The sequence below is a fragment of the Alkalicoccus chagannorensis DSM 18086 genome, assembly GCF_000429725.1.
Classification (GTDB): Bacteria; Bacillota; Bacilli; order Bacillales; family Salisediminibacteriaceae; genus Alkalicoccus; species Alkalicoccus chagannorensis.
Genome location: NZ_AUCK01000001.1, coordinates 61,264 through 81,530, shown reverse-complemented (window position 1 = coordinate 81,530; position 20,267 = coordinate 61,264). Strand labels below are relative to the sequence as shown.

The window sequence follows — 20,267 nt, the reverse complement described above, 5'->3', positions numbered from 1 at the left end:
TGCTTTTCCTCCTAATTCATCAGCTTTGATGACGGAAAGGGCCAAAAAATAACATTCGCCTCTCCAACAATATCTTCAAAAGATACAAAACCGATATGTCTGCTGTCTTTACTGTGACGACGATTGTCTCCCAGAACGAAAACATGTCCCTCTGGAACGACCTCGTGCCCTGTTACTTCTGTCAGTTGAAAATCATGGGTCAGCGGCTGCTGGTCCCGGTGATAAGGCAGAAGAAATTCTTCTTCCACAGGCTGATGGTCCACGTACAGCTGATCTCTTTCATATCGGATATGGTCGCCTGGAAGACCGATCACCCGTTTGATGTAATCCTGCGTCTCATCCGCGTGAAAAACAACAATATCAAAGCGGTCCGGCTCCTGGAGCTGATAGCCGAACTTATTGACGATCATTCGGTTATCATGTTCGAGTGTAGGAAGCATCGACTGGCCGTCTACGACAATCGGGATGAACAAATAGCTTCTGACAACAAAGACGATCAGTATTCCAAACAGAATTACTTTCAGCCACTGGCGCAGTTCCCACCCCATGTATGACAACCTCCATATCCAGCTATTATCTCCTGCTATTTTACCATAGACGCCTGGAGATGTCCGTTTTTTTCAAACGAAGTCCAGCTCGCCCTGAACCGCGTCTCCCAGTCGATTCCCTGTACCCTGTCGACAGCATAGAGAGACGGAGAAGAGGTGGACACGCAGCAGCGAAGACAGGTTCGGGTGCCGCCTCTCTAGGGTGGCTGAGGCCGCAGGTGATATTGGTCCTACGAGACTGTCCGGAGAGCGTCACTTCCACTATGTTGGATGTCGTTGCTGCCGCCTGCTCTGAACCGGGTTCATGCATGATTAAATGAGCAGGATGCACGCCCCCCCTGATTGTCCTTGGTTCTGAACAGCGTAACTATCAAGGATAAAAAGGCTGTATGCTTTTTGTACGAATCGTAAGCGTCAAAAATACGTAAGGAAACACGGCGCTGTGCCTTCCGCACCAGGAGCTTCACATGGCTTATGTTCAGATGTCCTCTCAGACGGGGGATTAAGTAATGTTCAGACTCTACTCCTGAGGTTCCTCATCGCAGGAAAATCCCTCGCTGATCCTGCGCCTACGCGCAAAAGCCGTTTGCGTTTTGGCAGTCGTGGCTCAACCCGCGGAGCAGATCGTTCCTAAACGGCCGGGGGCAGCGTGTTCTGGGCGTTTGCCGGTTCCATTTTAAGCAGGTGACTCCTTTTTTCTAGGCTTCTCCCGCCCTCGTTTTGTACCCACCCGCTGCAGGAAGGCAGCCGTCTCCTTTTTTCCGTGTAACGCTCCGCTTCCTGGTATGCTCCTTCGGCCCTCAAACAGGAGACGCGGTCTTCCTGACCAGCAGGCAGGTTACTCCTGCATCATGCCTCCTATCTTCAAGTTCGCTTGGCGTATAGAAAAAGCGCGCTTCTCAACAGGGGCGGATTCTTTGACGCTTACTGACAATCGTTCTCCTATCCCAACAGAAAAGGTTCTTAATCACATGTTCCGGTGAATTGGCTCATACATGCTCAGACGCTTTTCAAATGGCACCGATGATTCTCTAGAAAAACAAAAACGAAACCTTTTTCAAGAAGGAAGGGCAGCGACGCCAGAGGGATCAAGCGCCGTCTGAACATCCTCCCCGCAGCGCGAGGATCGTTGAAGGCAGCGTCCCTTGGCAAGCGTCCGCCTGTAACGGAAGAGAAGATGCTACTGACATGAACCCTGTCCCAACATTTATTATAGAACCACAAAAAAGGCTGCCCATGCAGGGCAGCCTTTCTCTATTACGTGCGTTCTTTGATTCGGGCCGCTTTTCCGCGCAGGTTGCGCAGGTAGTACAAGCGTGCCTGACGTACCTTACCACGGCGTTTCACCTCGATCTTATCGATACGAGGGGAGTGTACTGGGAACGTACGCTCAACACCTACGTTGTAAGATACCTTACGAACAGTAAAAGTCGCGCTGATTCCAGTTCCGCGGCGCTTGATTACCACACCTTCGAATACCTGGATACGCTCACGTGATCCCTCTACGACCTTCGCGTGTACGCGGATCGTATCTCCTGCTCGGAATTGTGGGAGATCCGTCTTCATTTGTTCTTTCGTAATATCACGAATTAGTTGTTCCATGCTGTTCGCCTCCTTCCTGCAGACATTCATGCTCTCATGCAGCAGCGGAACATCTTGATCTGGCCTCATCAGCCACGGAGAAAATCATACCACACTGAAACACGGCTTACAAGCGTTTATGCGATTTTTCCCATTCCGCAATCCACTTTTTTTCTTCCTCACTCTGACTGCGCTTTTCCAGCAGGTCAGGTCTGCGCTCCCACGTCCTGAACAGGGATTCCCGGTGACGCCAGGCATGAATTTTTGCATGGTGGCCACTTAACAGGATATCGGGCACTTTCATCCCTCGGAAATCGGCCGGGCGGGTATAGTGGGGATATTCAAGAAGTCCCGTGCTGAAAGAATCCGTTATGGCTGACGTATCGTTGCCGAGGGCTCCCGGCAGCAGGCGTGTCACACTGTCTGCCACCGCCATAGCACCGACTTCTCCGCCGGTCATGACAAAGTCGCCGATCGAGATTTCATCCGTCACCAGGTGTTCCCGAATCCGCTCGTCATATCCTTCGTAATGGCCGCAGACCAGCACCACGTGGGACTCACCGGCAAGTTCTTCTGCCTTTTCCTGCGTATACCGCTCTCCCTGCGGACAGAGAAGTACCACTCTCGGTCTGGCCCCTGTCTGCTGCAGGTCTTCCACTGCATCAAAAAGAGGCTGCGGAGTGAGTACCATTCCTCCTCCTCCGCCGTAAGGATAATCATCGACCCGACCATGCTTATCGGTACTGTATGTGCGGAAATCGACTACATCATAATCAACGATCCCCCGTTCGCGGGCCTGATGGAGAATAGAGTGGGAGAACAACCCTTCAAACATTTCGGGAAATAAGGTGAGGATCGATATTTTCATAGATCGAGCAGTCCTTCCATCGGGGTAATAATCACGAAGTTGCGTTCCAGATCAATCTGCTTCACTACATCATCAATGTAGGGAAGCAGCAGATCTTTCTGTCCTTCCCGCTGCACCACCCAGACGTCATTGGCACCTGGAGACATGATCTCTTTGATTTTCCCGATGTATTCCTTCTGGTCGGTCCATACTTCCAGCCCGGTGATTTGAAAATAGTAGTATTCCCCTTCGTCCAGTTCATCCGCTCCCAGTTGATCTTTATGGATTTGCAGCATACTCTCTTTCAGGATTTCTGCTTCGGTGATCGAATCATATCCTTTAAAAGTGAGGAGATCAAATTGTTTATGCGGGCGGTGGCTCTTCACTTCCACCGGCCGGCGGCTTCCGTCTTTCATCCGGATGGATAGAGAAGATCCCGGAGCGTATCGCCGCTCCGGGAAATCTGTCTGGGAAATAATCCGAACTTCGCCACGGACACCGTGCGTGTTGACAATTTTCCCGACATCAAGCCAATCAGTCATCGTCCTCCATGCCTCCAGCACGCAGTTCGTTGACGACACCATCTTTGATCACGATTTCCGTTCCTTTCATGATCTCATCCCAGTTATCGCCTTCGTTCACTTCCTCAATCATCTGAATCGTTCCTTCCCGGAGTTCCGCTCCGAGTTCGAGTTCTTCCAGCTGACCGAGCTTCAGTTCGATCTGACGGATGCGGTCTTTCCGCTTCGCCGTTTCCTTATTATAGCTTTCCTGCAGAGAACGCTGATACTTCGGATCGGTCGTTTCCTTCATCTTTTTATGTAGAACAAACTCGAGCTGCTTCAGTTCGTTGGTCAGTTTGTACTGACGGGAGAGGAACTGTTCCTGCAGCTTCTGCTTGCTGTCCTCTGTTAAAATCTGTTTAACTACAACTTTTTTGATGATCTCCATGCGGAGCACCTCCTGAAATTTACGTTACTCTATCAGTATACATGGTCAGCGCAGTGAAAAAAAGGGTGAGGTTATCACCCCACCCTTTTATCCAATGTCCAGCTGGACGCGCTTATCCTGGTTGGTACCGGCTGCGTAGACGACGGCGCGGACTGCTTTTGCAATCCGTCCCTGTCTGCCGATCACCTTTCCCATGTCGTCCTCATGAACCTGAAGCCGGAGACGGAGGGTGCGGCCATCATCTTCTTCTGTCACAAGGACATCTTCGGGATGATCGACCAGAGCTCCGGCAATGGTTTCTACTAGTTCCTTCATCGCGCTCCGCCTCCTTCAGCTTCTTCTTACTTTTCGTTTTTTGCGTTGTGAAGCTTCTCCATCAGACCTTCGCTGGAGAAAAGGTTTCGTACAGTGTCGGAAGGCTTTGCACCTTCGAGCATCCACTTAAGAGCACGGTCATGATCTACGTTGAACTCAACCGGTTCTCTCAGCGGGTTATACGTACCTAGTTCTTCAATTGAACGTCCATCACGCGGGGCGCGGGAATCCGCGACAACCACACGGTAGAACGGAGATTTTTTAGCTCCCATTCGCTTCAGACGAATCTTAACTGCCATGTGTTTCACCTCCAAAAATGTCTAACACGATTACTTATGTTATCACAGCGTACCTGCATTGACAACCCCAGTAAAGGAAAAAATCTTTACACCTTAAAAAAGCGGTCTGCTCACGATGGAAGGCTGTCAGCATACGAAGCATCGGTGCATCATCCTGTTTTCCGTGCCGTCCGGCAGCAGATCAGCTGGACGGCACGGCGGACAGTCCCGATGCCGCTTCTTTCAAGTCTGTCTGTTTACATGAACGGCATTTTCATGCCGCCTTTCTTCTTGCCTTTTTGCATCCCGCTCATCTGCTTCATCATTTTCTTCATATCTTCAAACTGCTTGAGCAGGCGGTTCACTTCCTGAATGTTACGCCCGCTTCCTTTGGCAATACGGCGTTTTCTGGAAGCGTTCATGATCGATGGATGATCGCGCTCCTCTTTCGTCATGGAACGGACAATCGCTTCTATATGGGCAATCTGTTTGTCGTCCACCTGCAGGTTTTTCATGCCCTTCATTTTGTTTGCTCCAGGCATCATCTGCATCAGTTCATCAATCGGCCCCATATCTTTCACCTGGGAAAGCTGTTCCAGAAAGTCATCAAAAGTCAGATCATTCGTCTTCATCTTCCTCTCGAGTTCTTTCGCCCGTTCTTCATCGACGTTCGTCTGTGCTTTTTCGATCAGACTGAGCACGTCACCCATACCGAGGATGCGGGAAGCCATCCGCTCCGGATGGAAGGGCTCCAGTGCATCCGTTTTTTCGCCGGTACCGGCGAACTTGATCGGCTGTCCCGTCACTGACTTGACCGAGATAGCTGCACCGCCGCGTGTATCACCGTCGAGCTTGGTCATGACCACCCCGGTGATGCCGAGCCGTTCATGAAAAGTCTCGGCTACATTGACAGCATCCTGACCCGTCATCGCATCGACAACGAGGAGAATTTCGTCTGGCTGCACCGCTGCTTTGATCTCGTCAAGTTCCGTCATCAAATCTTCATCGACCTGCAGCCGGCCGGCCGTATCGATCAGCACATAATCCTGATGTTCTTCCTTTGCCTGCTCGACCGATTTTTTTGCGATATCAACTGGACTTACCTGATCTCCCATGGAAAACACAGGCATATCCAGCTGCTTGCCGAGCGTTTCCAGCTGATTGATCGCGGCCGGACGGTAAACGTCGGCGGCTGCCATCAACGGCTTGCGGTTGTGCTGTTTGCGCAGATGAAGGGCCAGTTTTCCGGTAGTGGTCGTTTTACCGGCACCCTGCAGCCCTACCATCATGACGACGGTCGGCGGCTTCTGCGCGGTGGCAATTTTACTCTGCTCCCCGCCCATCAGCTGTGTCAGTTCCTCGTTGACGACTTTGATCACCTGCTGGCCCGGCGTCAGACTGTCCATGACTTCCTGACCGACAGCGCGCTCCCGGACGTCCTTGACAAACTGTTTGACAACTTTGAAGTTGACGTCCGCTTCAAGAAGAGCCAGACGGACTTCACGCATCATTTCTTTGACGTCGTCCTCCGAGACCTTCCCTTTTCCTTTAATTTTCTTCATGGGACCCTGCAGACGTTCTGCTAATCCTTCAAATGCCAATGGATCCGCCTCCTATTCTAGATTTTCCAATTCCTGTATTATCTCCTGGAGTTTCGGGTGATCTCCCTGCTGGATCAACTCGTTTAACCTGCTGATCTGTTTTTTTCTGCCTTCATACTTTTCCAGCAGCCCGAGCTTTGCTTCGTATTCTTCCAGCAGCAGCTCCGTCCGGCGGATGTTATCATAGACCGCCTGCCGGCTGATCTCAAAATAATCGGCAATCTCCCCGAGGGACCAGTCGTCCAAATAATACATGCTCATGTATTGATTCTGCTTCTCTGTCAGCAGTGCATAATAAAAATCGTACAGGTAATTCATGCGAAGTGTTTTTTCAATCATCGTCTGCCTCCGTGAAGGTATCTGCCTTTACACCAAGCGTACAGGGCAGCAGAAATGCTGTCAATCAGGAACGCTGCTCCTCTTCTGCTTTCTGGTCTACTACGTCGGAGAACAAACCGTTGACGTACTGCTCTGGAATGAATTCCTGCAGGTCGTCAACTCCTTCGCCGAGCCCGACGTATTTAACCGGCAGATCCAGTTCATTCCGAATCGCCATGACGATGCCGCCCTTAGCGGTTCCGTCCAGCTTTGTCAGGACGATACCAGTGACTTTCGTGGCTTCTCCGAACGTTTTGGCCTGGGACATGGCGTTCTGCCCCGTCGTTGCGTCGAGAACGAGCAGCACTTCATGTGGAGCATCAGGGATCTCCCTCGTGATGACGCGCTTCACTTTTTCAAGTTCATTCATGAGATTCACTTTGTTCTGCAGACGACCGGCTGTGTCACAGAGAAGCACGTCGGCTTTTTTCGATTTGGCAGACTGGACCGCATCGTACATGACAGCGGCCGGATCTGTTCCTGCCTGCTGTTTGACGACATCCACTCCAACACGTGCGCCCCACGCTTCGAGCTGTTCAATGGCACCGGCACGGAATGTATCGCCGGCTGCGAGCACAACTTTCTTTCCCTCCTGCTGCAGCTGATGGGCCATTTTTCCGATGGTGGTTGTTTTCCCGACTCCGTTGACGCCGACAAAAAGCACGACGGTCAGCTCCCCTTCCGGCTGCAGATTCAACCGCGTATCCTCGTCGGATTTCACGAGCAGTTCGGAGAGTTTTTCCGTGATCAGCGGCCGGATGTTCTCTGCATCTTTAATGTTCCTTCTTTTCGCTTCTTCGCGGAGGTCATCCACCAGTTCCATCACTGTATTGACCCCGACATCCGCTGAAATCAGAATTTCTTCCAGTTCTTCAAAGAAATCCTCGTCCACGATCCGGTAATCCTTCACTAGTTCATTGACGGCACCGACAAACGAACTTCTCGTTTTGGAGAGTCCGTCTTTGAATTTATCTGTAACCGAATCGGTCTGTGTCGACAACTTTTCTTTCATCTTCTTAAAAAAACTCACGTGCTATTCCTCCTTCACTGCCCCGCTCTGCACTAGGGCTTCTGTTTCTTCCAGCTTGACGGATACAAGGCTGGAGACACCTGATTCCTGCATGGTCACCCCGTATAGCGCATCCGACTGTTCCATCGTGCCTTTGCGGTGAGTGACGACGACGAACTGCGTGCTCTTACTAAAATCTTTCAGAAAGGAGGCGAACCTGTTTACATTCGCTTCATCCAGAGCAGCTTCTACTTCATCCAGTACACAAAACGGCACTGGTCTAGTTTTCAGAATGGAGAACAACAGCGCAATGGCTGTCAACGCCCTCTCGCCTCCCGATAACAGAGCGAGATGCTGCAGTTTTTTGCCGGGAGGCTGTGCTGCAATATCTACGCCGGTCGTAAGCAGGTCTTCCGGATTGGTCAGTGTCAAGGACGCCTGCCCTCCTCCGAACAGATCCGCGAAGACTTCCTGGAAATGAGATTGAATGCCGTTGAACGTTTCCCTGAAGCGTGAAGTCATTTCCTCATCCATTTCTTCGATGATCCCAGTCAGGGTTGATTTGGCTTCTTCCAGATCCGACTGCTGGCCATGGAGAAAGTCGTATCGTTCCTTTACTCTCGCATACTCTTCCACCGCACCGAGGTTTACATCCCCGAGTTCTTCGATACCTCGTTTCAACAGCTTGACCTTTTCTTTTGCCGTGTCGGTGTCCATTTCCAGCGGATAGCGGTTTTTGGCCGCCTCGTAGGACAGTTCATACTCTTCCTGCAGTCTCTGAAGACGGTTATCAAGCTCAACATCCAGCCTGTTGGCCGTTATTTCATGCTGATGAAATTGTTCTTCCGCCCACTTGAGCTCGCCGGACATTTTGGAGAGGGCTTCCGATTTGACTCGTTCCTCCTCTGCCGCCGAATCCCGCTCCGCCTTTATCGAAGAAGCGGAGGTTCTGCAGGCTTCCTTCTGCTTTTCGGCATCCTGAAGCTGATCATCCAGTGTGGTACGGCTGCCGCTTTCTTCGTCCAGTTCGGCTTCCAGAAGCACTCTCGCCTCATCTTTTTCCCTGATTTCTTTTTCCAGCGCCTGACAGGACGCTTCCAGCCGCACGCGTCCGGACGCTGCTGCGGAAAGCTGTTCTTCTTCCTTCGCCGCCTGAATCTTCAGTTCTGTAAGCTTCTGTTCCAGCTCTTCTTGATCAACGGCCATTTGTTCATGGTGGCGGTTGAGCTGTTCTATTTCTTCTGAAGCTTGAGAAAGGCGAGCCTCCAGTTTTTCTTTCTCCATCTTCCATTTATGCAGCGCCTGCTGCCGTTCCTGTGCTTCTCGTTCCGCTTCCGCCGACTCCAGGTCAAAGCTGTGGAGGGAATCGGAGATGGACTGCACTTTAAGCGAGAGCTCATCAAATGCTTTTTTAGCCTCCCGCTCCCGGCTGTTCAACTCTTCGCCGGTCTCTTCCAGTTCGGCAAGCTGCTGTTCCGCTTCCGCTTTTTCCTGCTTCAGCGAACGCACGGACGATTCTGCTTCAGTGAGCTTTTCCTGCAGACGTTTCCTGTCCTCTGCCAGCTTGTCGATCTCCTTCCTGCGTCCAAGGAGCGGTGCTTTTTTCTGCTGCACACTCCCGCCACTCATGGCGCCGCCGGGACTGATGACATCTCCTTCCAGCGTGACAATTCTCGCCCGCCACTGAATACTGCGGGCCAGCTCCCTCGCTCCTTCTAGATCGGCAGCTGCAATCACATTGCCAAGGGCATGCTGAAGCACCCGGGTATAAGCATCATCTGCGTCCACCAATTCATTCATCGTTCCTAGAAAGGACGGGGACGCTTCTGCCCTTCTCCGGTCATCTGCACGCAAGGTTCTAGGCTGCACGACATCGCTCGGAAGAAACGTCGCGCGCCCTTTCTTTCTGCGCCGGAGCAGCTCGATCGCTCTTCCAGCGGACGCCTCGTTTTCTGTTACGACATGCTGCTGAGCGCCGCCGAGGGCCGTTTCAACCATCGTTCGGTATTTTTCCTCCACGTCGATCAGTTCCGCCAGTGCTCCGTGAATGCCGGATAAATCCTCGTCCCGCTGCTGCAGAATATACTTCACCCCGTGCTGAAACCCGGCATACTCCTGTTCCATCGTTTCCAAGGTTTCCTGCTTGGCGGCAAGCTGTTCTTCATGGCGCAGTCCTTCATAATACCAGGACTCCTGTTTTTCGAGACGCTGCTTCAGCTGATCAAGCTGCTCTTTTGTCTGCCGCCACGAGGCTCTGGATGATGCCAGTTCGTCCACGGTCTGCTGATAAGCTGCTTCCAGACGTTCTACTTCCTGCTGCAGTCGGCGCCTTTCCTCCAGCCGGGTCCGGTTTGCTTCCTTCCGCCGCTCTCCCGCTGCTTCTGCTCTGGCTTCCTGTTCTTCCAGGTAGCGGATCTCGTTGGCTGCTGCTGTCTTTTCATTCAGCAGATCAAAGTAGGTGGACTTCACCTGTTCCAGCTTGTCTTCCGGACGGAGCCCGCCCGCGTTCATTTTTTTCTCGATACGCTTCAGCTCGTTTTTCGTCTCTGCCAGTGCCTTTTCTGCCGCTTGTTCAGACTGCCGGTACGTATGGAGCTGCTCTTTTTCTTCCTGCTGTCTTGAACCGAGCTGCTGCAGCTCCAGTTCATACTGGGAGCGGTTCGAGGTGTAATGACGTTTTCTCTCTTCCCACACCTGCTTCTGTCCCTGAAGCTTTTCAAGCTGTTCACTCCAGTATAGAAGGTCCTGCTGGTTTTTTTCAGCAGCGCGATCGAAGCTTCTCACTTTCTCCTTCAGCGCTGCCAGTTCGGACTGGAGCTTGGTTATCCGCTGGCCGGTATGCTGCCGCTGACGCTCGAGCTGATTCAGCTGCTCCTTCTCTTCTTTCCACGAAACATGCCGCTCTTCGATCTCTGAGACGAGCACACCTGCTTCAATCTCTTTTAGCTCCGCTTTCTGCGCTTTGTATTCTTCCGCTGCAGACGCCTGCTCCGCGAGCGGTTCTACCTGGCTCTCCAGTTCGTAAAGGATGTCACGCACACGACTCAGGTTCTCCTCGGTGTCATCCAGCTTTTTCTCGGACTGCTGCTTCCGCTGTTTGTACCTTCGGACGCCTGCCGCTTCTTCAAATACCGCGCGCCGGTCTTCCGCTTTGCTGCTCAATATTTCTTCGACCCTGCCTTGACCAATGATGGAAAAAGACTCTCGGCCGAGCCCCGAATCGAGAAACAGATCATGTATGTCACGAAGTCGGCATGGCTGCCGGTTCATTAAATATTCGCTGTCACCGCTGCGGTGGATTCTTCTCGTTATTACTACTTCTGTATAATCAACGGGAAGCTGTCCGGATTCGTTGTTCATCACCAGCGAGATTTCCGCCAGCTGCTTACGGTTCCGGTGCTGACTCCCCCCAAATATGACGTCTTCCATCCTGGTTCCGCGCAGATTCCGGGCGGACTGCTCGCCGAGCACCCACCGGACTGCATCCGAAATATTGCTTTTGCCGCTGCCGTTTGGTCCTACAACAGCCGTAACGCCATCTTCAAATTCAATGTTTACGAGATCCGCAAACGATTTGAACCCTGCAAGCTCCAGTCTTTTCAGGAACATGCCGGTCACCTCAACCTTCATATATCTTCTTCTGACCTGCCTATTTTATCACATTTCACCAGTATCCATGCATACGAATCATGATTTTCCACGGCTTCTCCATGAGAGATCGATTAGCGGGAATTACTGTCTTCATGTTATGATAAGCAGGAAGAAACTCGAAAGGATGATAAACATGAGTCAAACGGAGAAACAGGAAATCGAGCAGATGATAGAGGATATAAAGAGAAAGCTTCAGGTCGTCAACGGCGCAGCTGTTAAAGCAGAAGATTACGGATCGGGTCAGTATGACGAGATTAAAGCTATCCACAATATGGTCATGGCCAAACCATCCTTCAGCGTGAATGAAATGGACGCTATCGTGAACGAGCTCGGCGCCCTGCGCAACAAATAGAAAGGAAGATGTTTATGCAGACCGGTGATCAGGTGCGGTGCACATACAAAACAGGAAAATACATTGGACGTATACATGAGCTTCGCCGGGACGGGGTACAGGCTGTTGTGGAAATTCTGGCCGTTGACCGTCACCCCATCCAGGGCGATCTGCACCAGCCGAACAAAACCGATGTCCCGCTGTTCCACGAACGAAAAGCCCTCAGCTTCAGAGAAAAAGCGAACATTCCGCTGAAACAGATCAAACCGCATGAAGGAGAGATTCCCGAATACGACCGTTCTCTTCAAGAAGCTGTTGCTGCTTATGAGCAGGAATTAGAGGAAAAAGACAGCGCATTTGCAGAAGCATGCCTGCAGACGCTGCATCGGGTTAAAGCGGACTACCGCATCAGCTGAAGCGGGCTGCTGTTTGTCCGTGAAGCAAAGCGGCGAACCGAATGCCGGTCGCGGCAGACCACGGTCAAACGTGTCCGCTGTCATACAGAACGTCCCGCTGCCTGTAATCAGGCGCGGGACGTTTTTGTGAGCAGCCGGCTTCTGAACCAAAGCGCGGAGCGCCTTTTGTTCTGACATCTTTCCCACGAAGTGAAAAATGCTGCCCCTGTCTTACCGGTGCAGCATTCATTGAAGGATCAGGGATATCCGATTCTAAAGAGCTGTCGCTGGCTGATCCTTTATTCTTCGTTCAGTTTCTCCAGCGCTTTCTGGGCGGCCATCTGTTCCGCTTCTTTTTTCGACTTGCCGGTACCTTTTCCGAGCGGCTCGTCATCGAGGCTCACTTCCGACACAAATTCCCGGGAATGAGCAGGTCCTTTTTCCTGTACGATATGGTACTGTACCTGGCCCTGGCTTTCCCTCTGGATCAGCTCCTGCAGCTGGCTTTTGAAATCCATCATGTGCGAAAACGCGCCGTCATGAATTTTCGGATAGACGTATCGTTCGAGGAAACGATACACTTCCTCCATTCCAGCATCAAGATACACGGCGCCGATAAACGCTTCGAATACATCAGCAAGCAGCGCCGGACGCTCTCTTCCGCCCGTCATTTCTTCTCCTTTTCCCAGAAGAACATATTCTCCAAAGTGGAGCTCTTCTGCATTGGTTGCAAGAGAAGGCTCGCATACGATCGCAGCTCTGAGTTTGGTCATCTCGCCTTCGCTCATATGATCAAAGAGCTTGTACAAGTACTGGGAGATGGCCAATTCCAAAACTGCATCGCCGAGAAATTCGAGTCGTTCGTTATCGTCGTGCGGCCGGATCCGGTGCTCGTTTACATAAGAAGAATGCGTGAAAGCCTGGATATAGACATCTTCCTTGTTGTAGGAGACGCCGACACTTTCCAGAAACTGCTTGTACTTTGCTTTTTGTGCTTTCGTCATCTGCAGTTTCCGCCCTTGGCGTTTCATCCCCCTCCGGTAAATTTTTCTGGACTGCTGCATGAAAACCTCCACCATTCTCTGTAATCTTTGTGAAGGAAAGGATGACCGGAACGCTCCCCTGAGGCCGCAGCTCTCAGAAGGAAGCCTCCGGTTCTTCCTTCGTCTTTTTACTTGTGACTCTCTATGTAGTCAACGACGTCTCCAACTGTACCAATTTTCTCTGCATCTTCATCAGAGATTTCCAGATCGAATTCATCTTCAAGTTCCATTACGAGTTCAACGACGTCGAGAGAGTCAGCGCCGAGATCATCTTTAAATGTGGCATCGAGCTTCACTTCGGATTGGTCCACACCGAGACGCTCGGAAACAATTTTAGCAATACGCTCTTGTTTAGTAGCCATGAGTTTCACCTCCTTCCGCCATTATAGGACAAACTACCGTGGAACACCACTCATTTTTACGGCATGTACATACCGCCGTCCACGTGGAGTGTCTGCCCGGTCATGTAGTCACTGCCGCTTCCAGCGAGGAATTCCACCACATTGGCGACCTGTTCCGGTTCCCCGAGCCGACCGAGCGGGATCATCTGAAGCAGTGCATCTTTCTGCTCTTCAGGCAGTTTATCGGTCATCTCCGTTGTAATAAAACCGGGTGCGACTGCATTGACCAGAACGTGCCGCTCCGCGAGCTCTTTGGCAAGCGATTTTGTCAGCCCGATCACGCCGGCTTTGCTGGCCACGTAGTTTGCCTGACCAGGGTTGCCGACACTGGCAACAACGGAGGAGATGTTGATGATGCGTCCGCTGCGCTGTTTCATCATCGGCCGTGTCGCTGCTTTCGCACAGTTGAAGACCCCTTTTAAGTTCGTATCGATGACGGCTTCAAAATCCTCTTCTTTCATCCGCATGACGAGGGTGTCCTTCGTAATTCCTGCATTATTCACGAGAACATCAATGGAATCGAATGTGTCGACGACTTCTTTTACCATCGCCTGCGCCTGCTTTCCGTCAGCAACATCAGCCTGGACCGTGTAGGCTTCTACGCCGGCACGACGGCAGGCTTCTGCCGTTTCTTCGGCTTTCTCTTTCGATCCTGCATAATTGACCGCAATGTTGTATCCAGCTTCGGCGAGCTTGATACAGATCGCTCGTCCAATCCCGCGGGATCCTCCTGTAATGAGTGCGTTTTTCGTAGTCATGATTGATCCTCCTTCCAGGTAGTCACTGCCTTGTGCAGCGTTTCTTCGTCGTAGACAGGAAGCGTCACCGCGCGGCGGTGGACCTTTTTCACGAGGCCGCTCAGTACTTTCCCCGGTCCGGCCTCAATAAAAGTCGTAACTCCCTCGTCCACAAGGCGGCGGATCGTGTCCTCCCATAAAACAGGTGCCGCCATCTGTGCCTCCAGCTGATGCCGGATCGTCGCAGCCGTCACGGGGGATGCATCCACATTCGCGATGACTGGGAATGCAGGTTCTCCAACGTCGAGCGCGTCGAGCTCCGCACGCATTTTCTCTGCGGCCGGCTGCATCAAGCTCGAATGAAAGGGACCACTCACCTGCAGCACCATCGCTTTTTTAGCGCCTGCTTCTTTCGCCAGTTCCACTGCCCGTTCTACACCGGGGACGGTTCCCGAGATAACAATCTGTCCCGGGCAGTTGAAGTTCGCCGGCTCTACCAGTCCGGCTTCTTCCGACGCCTGATTTGTCACCTTCTCCAGTGACGCCCGGTCCAGTCCCAGCACGGCGGCCATCGTTCCCTGTCCTTCGGGTACGGCAGCTTCCATCAGCTCCCCCCGGCGGCGCACAGCCCGCACGGCCTGTGGAAAGGAGAGCGCCCCCGCTGCTGTGAGTGCTGTATACTCACCGAGACTGTGACCAGCGGCATAGTCTGCACGGATGCCCTCCTGTTCGAGCACCTGCCATATTGCGGTGCCGGCTGTAAGCAGTGCCGGCTGTGTATTGACCGTTTTCTTCAGCTCGTCCGCATCCCCATGGAAGATCAAGTCGGTAAAATCACTTTCAAGCGCGCGGTCTGCTTCTGCAAAGACGTCAGCGGCTTTTTGGTCATACGCTGCCAGCGCTTTTCCCATTCCAGGTTCTTGTGATCCCTGGCCCGGAAAGAGTACGGCTGTTTTTCCCATCAGGCTTCCTCTCCTTTCTCTGCAGTCTTTACGGCATCTCCAATCGTTTCAATCACGTTTTCTTCATGCATCGTTTTCGCCTGGCGGAGCGCACTGAAAAACGCCTGCCCATCGGAAGACCCATGTGCTTTGATCACTGGCGCATGAAGGCCGAAGAGCCCTGCCCCTCCGTATTCTGCATAATCCATCTTGTTCTTCACCTTTTTGAAGGCAGGCTTCAGCACACCGGCTGCAAGCTTGTTCTTCAGCGAAGACGTCATCTCTGCGCGGAGCACCTGAAACAGAGACATGGCTGTTCCCTCAATCGTCTTAAGAACGAGGTTTCCTGAAAATCCATCTGTCACGACCACGTCGGCGACTCCCTCGAGCAGATCCCGTGCTTCAACGTTTCCGATAAAATGCAGGGGAAGCTGGTCGATTTCTTCGTATGCCTGTTTGACAAGTTCGGTTCCTTTCCCGCTCTCGCCGCCGACATTTAACAGTCCGATGCGGGGACGCTCAAGCCCCCGCACGTTTTTCATGTACACATCTCCCATTAGAGCATACTGGGCAAGATGTCCCGGCTTGGCTTCCATGTTGGCCCCGACATCCAGCAGCAGAAAGCCGCCGCCGTCCATCGTCGGAAGCATCGGTGCCAGTGCCGGACGTTCAACACCGTCTGCGCGGCCGGCAATCAGCAGCCCCGCAGTCATCAGGGCGCCCGTGTTTCCTGCAGACACAGCAGCATCAGCCCGTCCTTCTTTCACTTGGCGGACAGCTACCACCATGGAGGCATCTTTCTTTCGCCGCACCGCTTTCACCGGAACGTCATCTGACTCAATTTTTTCCGTCGTATGGAGTATTTCCACCCGATCGTGTCCGGTCAGTTCTTCCCCGACCAAAGACTCGTCTCCAGTCAGGATCAAGTGTAGATCCCCGAATGCTTCCAGAGCCCGGCGGCAGCCATCCAGCACACTGTCCGGGGCATGGTCGCCGCCCATTACATCCACCGCTATCTTCATGTTTTATCCCCCTTCACCTCATTGCGGAACATTTCGAACGTGCCTTCGAACACGAGCGACTGCTCCACGTAACTCGCCACTTTTACCGATGTCCGCATAGCTGATATTCCATCCACTTTTGCTTTAGCAATGACGCGTTCGCCTTCGTGCACTTGACGTTTAAATGAAATATCGGCATGCGCTGTCAATGCAAGTTCCTCATCGATAACGGCGACAGCAAGAGAATTCGCCTGAGCGAATAAGTAGTGGCCGCGGGCGATGCCATTCCGGGAAAATACGTGCTCCGGCCTGATATCGAGAATCGAAATCGCATAGTTGTCGAGTTCCAGATCTACCATTTCTCCGATTATTTCTTCTTCCGGAAGAGCTTTGACAGGATCATACTGCTGCTGTGCAACGTCTTTGATCCGCTCCCGTACTTCGGGTATGTTTAATTCCAGACGGTCCAGCCGGATGGTCTGCACGCTGACAGAAAAAAAGGCAGCAAGGGCTTCATCTGTGATGAAAGGGTCCTTCTGAATTTTTTCCTTCAGCTTCGGCTGGCGCTGCCGTTTCGTCCATTTCATGTCATCACTTCCATACTCATAGGACTAGGTACTAACTGTAGTATATAAAAAGTAGACCTCTTGTGCAAGAGGTCTAATCCATGGCGGCCTGCTGAAAAACGTCCTGCTGCTGAAGCCATGTCCGGAGCCCCTCGTAAGCAGGGTCGTTCCAGAACGCATCGGAAGCGATCAATGCCGCAGCGTCTTTTCTAGCTGCTTCCAGCGTCCGGTAATCCTCGACAATATCAGCTACTTTCATCACCGGAAGCCCGCTCTGCTTGTGGCCGAAAAAGTCACCGGGCCCACGGAGTTCGAGATCACGCTGGGAAAGTTCAAACCCATCGTTCGTTTCCGTCATGACCGCCATCCGCTCTTTGCCTGAATCGGATTTTGGATCGGCCAGCAGAATACAATAGGACTGATCAGACCCCCGGCCGACACGACCGCGGAGCTGGTGAAGCTGAGCAAGACCGAAACGGTTCGCGTCGTAGATGACCATGACCGTGGCATTGGGAACATTCACCCCGACCTCTACAACGGTAGTCGAAACGAGAATGTCCGTATCCCCCGATGCAAACGCCTGCATCGCCGTCTCTTTCTCATCAGAAGACAGCCGGCCGTGCATCAGTCCGGTCGTTAACCCGGGAAGAGCCCCCTGGATATCGCGGTGCAGGTCGATGGCATTCTGCACATCCAGCATGTCCGACTCTTCGATCAGCGGACAGATGACATAGGCCTGTCTGCCGGCTGCCGCCTGTTTTTCGATGAAACGGAGCACCCTTGGCAGCGTATCCGGTTTGGCCCAGTATGTTTCAATCGGCTTCCTTCCTGCAGGCATCTCATCAATCGTGGAAACATCCATATCCCCGAACGCCGTGATAGATAGGGTTCTCGGAATCGGCGTCGCCGTCATGAACAGCACGTCCGGGTCGAGACCCTTTTCTTTGAGCACCCGCCGCTGCTGCACGCCAAACCGGTGCTGCTCATCGGTAATGACGAAGCCGAGCTGATGAAAGTCCACGCCCTCCTGAATCAGCGCATGCGTACCGATGATCATATCGATCGAACCATCCCGGAGCGCAGCCAGCGTTTCCCGCCGTTTTTTTACACCGGAGGAACCGGAAAGGTGAGCAATGGATACTCCCATGCCGTCGAATAGTTCGTTCAGGGAGGCCGCGTGCTGCTCTGCAAGAATTTCCGTTGGAACCATCAGCGCAGCCTGGGAACCGGAAAGAACCGCTGCATACATGCCGGCGGCCGCGATAATCGTTTTTCCGGATCCAACATCCCCCTGCAGAAGACGATTCATTCTCGTCCCCGCACGCAGGTCATCCAAAATTTCACCGAGGACGCGTTCCTGTGCATGGGTCAGTGAGAAAGGAAGCCGACCGAGGAACGCTTGAAGCTGCTGCTGATCCCACGACTTTGCCATCCCTTTATCCGACTGTTTGCTGCGCCAGCGGAGATACTGCATTTTCAGCTGGAACTGAAGCAGCTCTTCATACACCATTCTCCTCCTCGCCTGATGAAAGCGGTCCATATCCTGCGGAAAATGGAGGTAGTAGCAGGCTTCCGCCCGCGGAAAAAGCCGGTACGTTTCCAGAAGCCTCTCCGGCAGAATTTCAGGTATATCCTCTTTGTACTGTTCGAGCGCTCCAGCAATCCACTTTTTCAGCGAATAAAGCTTTAAATCTCCCTTCAGCGGATAGACTGGTTCAATCGATCCATCTTCCGTCGGCTGCTTTAGTACAGCTCCTTCCACCATCAGCCGGTGCCGGTTCATTTTCCCGAAGAAAACGATATCCTCCCCGAGGTGGATCTGCCGCTTTAAAAAAGGCTGGTTGAAAAAGACAGCCTGTACAAGATAGCCGTCGACGAGGACGCGGATTGTAAGCCTGGATTTCTTTTTGCCGTAGAAGCGCAGCTCCGGCTCGGTATGAACCGTCCCCTGCAGGGTAACTTTTTCCTCATGTTCCACTTCCTCCAGTCTTCTGACGGCGTAATCCTCATAACGGAAGGGAAAATAGAACAAGAGATCCCCGATTGTGTCAATACCGAGGGCGGAAAGCTGTTCCGCTCCGCGGGGACCGACCCCCTTCAACGTATGAACCGGTGACTGAAGCATGATCAAGAATGCACTCCTGTCCCGAAGATCTCTTCCTTGTATTTTTTTCCGGTTGGCGTCGCAGCCAGACCGCCGTCTCCCGTCTCCCGCAGGGCAGCAGGCATGCTGCTTCCGATACGGTACATCGCATCGATCACTTCATCCGCCGGTATCCGGCTCTCAATCCCAGCAAGCGCCATGTCGGCTGCTGTCAGGGCATTGGAGGCACCCATTGCATTGCGTTTCACGCAGGGAACTTCCACCAGCCCGGCTACCGGATCACAGACGAGCCCGAGCATATTCTTCAATGTCATCGCCATCGCGTGGGCCGACTGACGTGGAGTACCTCCGGCCATTTCGACAATGGCAGCCGCAGCCATCCCGGCTGCTGAACCAACTTCTGCCTGGCAGCCGCCTGCAGCTCCTGAAATAAAAGCATTATTTGCGATTACATAACCAAACGCTCCACTCACAAAGAGGTAGCGGATCATCGCTTCCCGGTCCGGATGCAGCTTTTCTTTTACAGCGAACAGCGTTCCGGGCACAACGCCTGCAGCTCCAGCTGTCGGGGTTGCGCAGATCGTTCCCATGGCCGCGTTGACTTCGTTTGTCGCCATCGCTTTTGAGACTGCATCCAGGGTCAGATTCCCGGAGAGCGTCTCATGAAGCATCATGTATTCGTGCAGCTTCTTCCCGTCTCCGCCCGTAAGTCCGGAAACCGATTTAACCGTTTCCGTAATTCCACGGTTTACCGCCCTCTCCATCACATTCAGGTTCTCCTCCATTCGGGACATAACCTCATCACGCGTACGATCGTGCACACTCATTTCCTGCCTGATCATGACTTCCGACAGCTGGATATTCTCATTTTCTGCTGTCTGAACCAGCTCTTCCACTGTTTTGAACATGCTCAGCACCTCCTTTTATTCATGTATCTTGGTTACCTGAAGAACATGATCTGCCGCTTCAATTTTTTGGAGTGTCTCTGCGTCGATATTGTGGTCTACTTCGATCACCATCAGCGCTTCTTTCCCCTGTTCTTTCCGGGACACCTGCATATGCCCGATGTTGATCTGCCTCTCCGCGAGTGCTGCTGCCGCTTCTGCGATCACGCCGTAACGGTCTTCATGCACAATCAAGAGAGCAGGATGATTCCCGCTGAGGTTCAGGTCGAATCCATTCAATTCTTTGATTTCCACCTTGCCGCCACCAACAGAAATTCCGGTTACCTCCATCGTTTTCGATCCCGTCGTCATGACAATTTTGACTGTATTCGGATGAAGCACCACTTCGTTCTCTTCAATAAACTCCCACTTCATCCCGGCTTCTGCTGCATAGTCAGGCGCTGTGCGAAGCCGCTGGTCGCTTGTATCAAAGCCGAGTACTCCTCCGAGCAGTGCCTCGTCTGTCCCATGTCCCTGATGCGTTTTCGCAAACGAACCATACAAGTGAAATTGGACAAAAGCAGGCTGCTCCTGAAAGAGCTGCCGGGCTACAAGTCCAATTCTTGCTGCCCCTGCAGTATGAGAACTGGACGGACCTACCATGATCGGGCCGATAATATCAAACACGCTGCGGAACTGCATGGC

At 52.6% G+C, this 20,267-nt stretch carries 22 protein-coding genes; 2 read left to right on the top strand and 20 right to left on the bottom strand.

The window, feature by feature from the left end; all coding sequences use genetic code 11:
* Positions 1-11: 11 nt before the first annotated feature.
* The 11 genes from lepB to smc all read right to left on the bottom strand — a co-directional run bounded on the left by lepB (position 12) and on the right by smc (position 11,138).
* On the bottom strand, positions 12-548 hold the full coding sequence (gene lepB / locus G477_RS0100425) for a signal peptidase I (protein WP_026696244.1): 537 nt from the start codon (positions 546-548) through the stop codon (positions 12-14).
* A 1,257-nt stretch (positions 549-1,805) separates the two neighbouring features.
* Complete coding sequence (gene rplS, locus G477_RS0100420; RefSeq protein ID WP_026696243.1) at positions 1,806-2,150, bottom strand: 50S ribosomal protein L19; 345 nt, start codon at positions 2,148-2,150, stop codon at positions 1,806-1,808.
* Between the two features lie 106 nt (positions 2,151-2,256).
* On the bottom strand, positions 2,257-2,997 hold the full coding sequence (gene trmD, locus G477_RS0100415; protein ID WP_026696242.1) for a tRNA (guanosine(37)-N1)-methyltransferase TrmD: 741 nt from the start codon (positions 2,995-2,997) through the stop codon (positions 2,257-2,259).
* A complete protein-coding gene (rimM, locus tag G477_RS0100410) occupies positions 2,994-3,518 on the bottom strand; it encodes a ribosome maturation factor RimM (protein ID WP_026696241.1) in 525 nt (174 codons plus the stop codon). The genes trmD and rimM overlap by 4 nt, the downstream gene beginning before the upstream one ends.
* Complete coding sequence (locus G477_RS0100405; protein ID WP_026696240.1) at positions 3,511-3,927, bottom strand: YlqD family protein; 417 nt, start codon at positions 3,925-3,927, stop codon at positions 3,511-3,513. The genes rimM and G477_RS0100405 overlap by 8 nt, the downstream gene beginning before the upstream one ends.
* 87 nt (positions 3,928-4,014) lie before the next feature.
* On the bottom strand, positions 4,015-4,242 hold the full coding sequence (locus tag G477_RS0100400) for a KH domain-containing protein (protein WP_026696239.1): 228 nt from the start codon (positions 4,240-4,242) through the stop codon (positions 4,015-4,017).
* Between the two features lie 26 nt (positions 4,243-4,268).
* Positions 4,269-4,541 carry a 30S ribosomal protein S16 gene (rpsP, locus tag G477_RS0100395; protein ID WP_026696238.1) on the bottom strand — a complete coding sequence of 91 codons (273 nt, stop codon included), beginning with the start codon at positions 4,539-4,541 and terminating at the stop codon, positions 4,269-4,271.
* Between the two features lie 236 nt (positions 4,542-4,777).
* A complete protein-coding gene (gene ffh, locus G477_RS0100390; RefSeq protein ID WP_026696237.1) occupies positions 4,778-6,121 on the bottom strand; it encodes a signal recognition particle protein in 1,344 nt (447 codons plus the stop codon).
* 12 nt (positions 6,122-6,133) lie between these two features.
* Positions 6,134-6,460, bottom strand: coding sequence for a putative DNA-binding protein (locus G477_RS0100385; protein WP_026696236.1), 327 nt, complete (start codon positions 6,458-6,460; stop codon positions 6,134-6,136).
* Between the two features lie 64 nt (positions 6,461-6,524).
* Positions 6,525-7,529, bottom strand: coding sequence for a signal recognition particle-docking protein FtsY (ftsY, locus tag G477_RS0100380; RefSeq protein ID WP_026696235.1), 1,005 nt, complete (start codon positions 7,527-7,529; stop codon positions 6,525-6,527).
* A 3-nt stretch (positions 7,530-7,532) separates the two neighbouring features.
* Positions 7,533-11,138, bottom strand: a complete 3,606-nt coding sequence (gene smc / locus G477_RS0100375) for a chromosome segregation protein SMC (protein ID WP_051287570.1) — start codon at positions 11,136-11,138, stop codon at positions 7,533-7,535.
* A gap of 154 nt (positions 11,139-11,292) precedes the next feature.
* Between smc and G477_RS0100370 the strand changes: the two genes are divergently transcribed.
* Positions 11,293-11,511 carry a DUF1128 domain-containing protein gene (locus tag G477_RS0100370; RefSeq protein ID WP_026696233.1) on the top strand — a complete coding sequence of 73 codons (219 nt, stop codon included), beginning with the start codon at positions 11,293-11,295 and terminating at the stop codon, positions 11,509-11,511.
* A gap of 14 nt (positions 11,512-11,525) precedes the next feature.
* A complete protein-coding gene (gene kapB / locus G477_RS0100365; RefSeq protein ID WP_026696232.1) occupies positions 11,526-11,906 on the top strand; it encodes a kinase-associated lipoprotein KapB in 381 nt (126 codons plus the stop codon).
* 278 nt (positions 11,907-12,184) lie between these two features.
* Here kapB and rnc read toward each other — a convergent pair whose 3' ends face one another.
* From rnc to sdaAB, 9 genes are all read right to left on the bottom strand, one after another.
* The gene (gene rnc / locus G477_RS0100360; protein ID WP_026696231.1) at positions 12,185-12,916 is read right to left on the bottom strand and encodes a ribonuclease III; all 732 of its coding nucleotides are present in this window, start codon (positions 12,914-12,916) and stop codon (positions 12,185-12,187) included.
* 140 nt (positions 12,917-13,056) lie between these two features.
* Positions 13,057-13,290, bottom strand: coding sequence for an acyl carrier protein (acpP, locus tag G477_RS0100355; protein ID WP_026696230.1), 234 nt, complete (start codon positions 13,288-13,290; stop codon positions 13,057-13,059).
* Between the two features lie 56 nt (positions 13,291-13,346).
* The gene (gene fabG / locus G477_RS0100350) at positions 13,347-14,087 is read right to left on the bottom strand and encodes a 3-oxoacyl-[acyl-carrier-protein] reductase (RefSeq protein ID WP_156897243.1); all 741 of its coding nucleotides are present in this window, start codon (positions 14,085-14,087) and stop codon (positions 13,347-13,349) included.
* Positions 14,084-15,028: an ACP S-malonyltransferase gene (gene fabD, locus G477_RS0100345; RefSeq protein ID WP_026696228.1), complete on the bottom strand. Its 945-nt coding sequence runs from the start codon at positions 15,026-15,028 to the stop codon at positions 14,084-14,086. Before fabD ends, fabG begins: the two co-directional genes overlap by 4 nt.
* Positions 15,028-16,029: a phosphate acyltransferase PlsX gene (gene plsX / locus G477_RS0100340; RefSeq protein ID WP_026696227.1), complete on the bottom strand. Its 1,002-nt coding sequence runs from the start codon at positions 16,027-16,029 to the stop codon at positions 15,028-15,030. The genes fabD and plsX overlap by 1 nt, the downstream gene beginning before the upstream one ends.
* On the bottom strand, positions 16,026-16,595 hold the full coding sequence (gene fapR, locus G477_RS0100335; RefSeq protein WP_026696226.1) for a transcription factor FapR: 570 nt from the start codon (positions 16,593-16,595) through the stop codon (positions 16,026-16,028). The genes plsX and fapR overlap by 4 nt, the downstream gene beginning before the upstream one ends.
* Positions 16,596-16,668: 73 nt before the next feature.
* On the bottom strand, positions 16,669-18,699 hold the full coding sequence (gene recG / locus G477_RS0100330) for an ATP-dependent DNA helicase RecG (protein WP_026696225.1): 2,031 nt from the start codon (positions 18,697-18,699) through the stop codon (positions 16,669-16,671).
* Between the two features lie 2 nt (positions 18,700-18,701).
* On the bottom strand, positions 18,702-19,586 hold the full coding sequence (sdaAA, locus tag G477_RS0100325) for an L-serine ammonia-lyase, iron-sulfur-dependent, subunit alpha (RefSeq protein WP_026696224.1): 885 nt from the start codon (positions 19,584-19,586) through the stop codon (positions 18,702-18,704).
* Positions 19,587-19,601: 15 nt separating this feature from the next.
* Complete coding sequence (gene sdaAB, locus G477_RS0100320; protein ID WP_026696223.1) at positions 19,602-20,264, bottom strand: L-serine ammonia-lyase, iron-sulfur-dependent subunit beta; 663 nt, start codon at positions 20,262-20,264, stop codon at positions 19,602-19,604.
* Positions 20,265-20,267 lie beyond the last annotated feature (3 nt).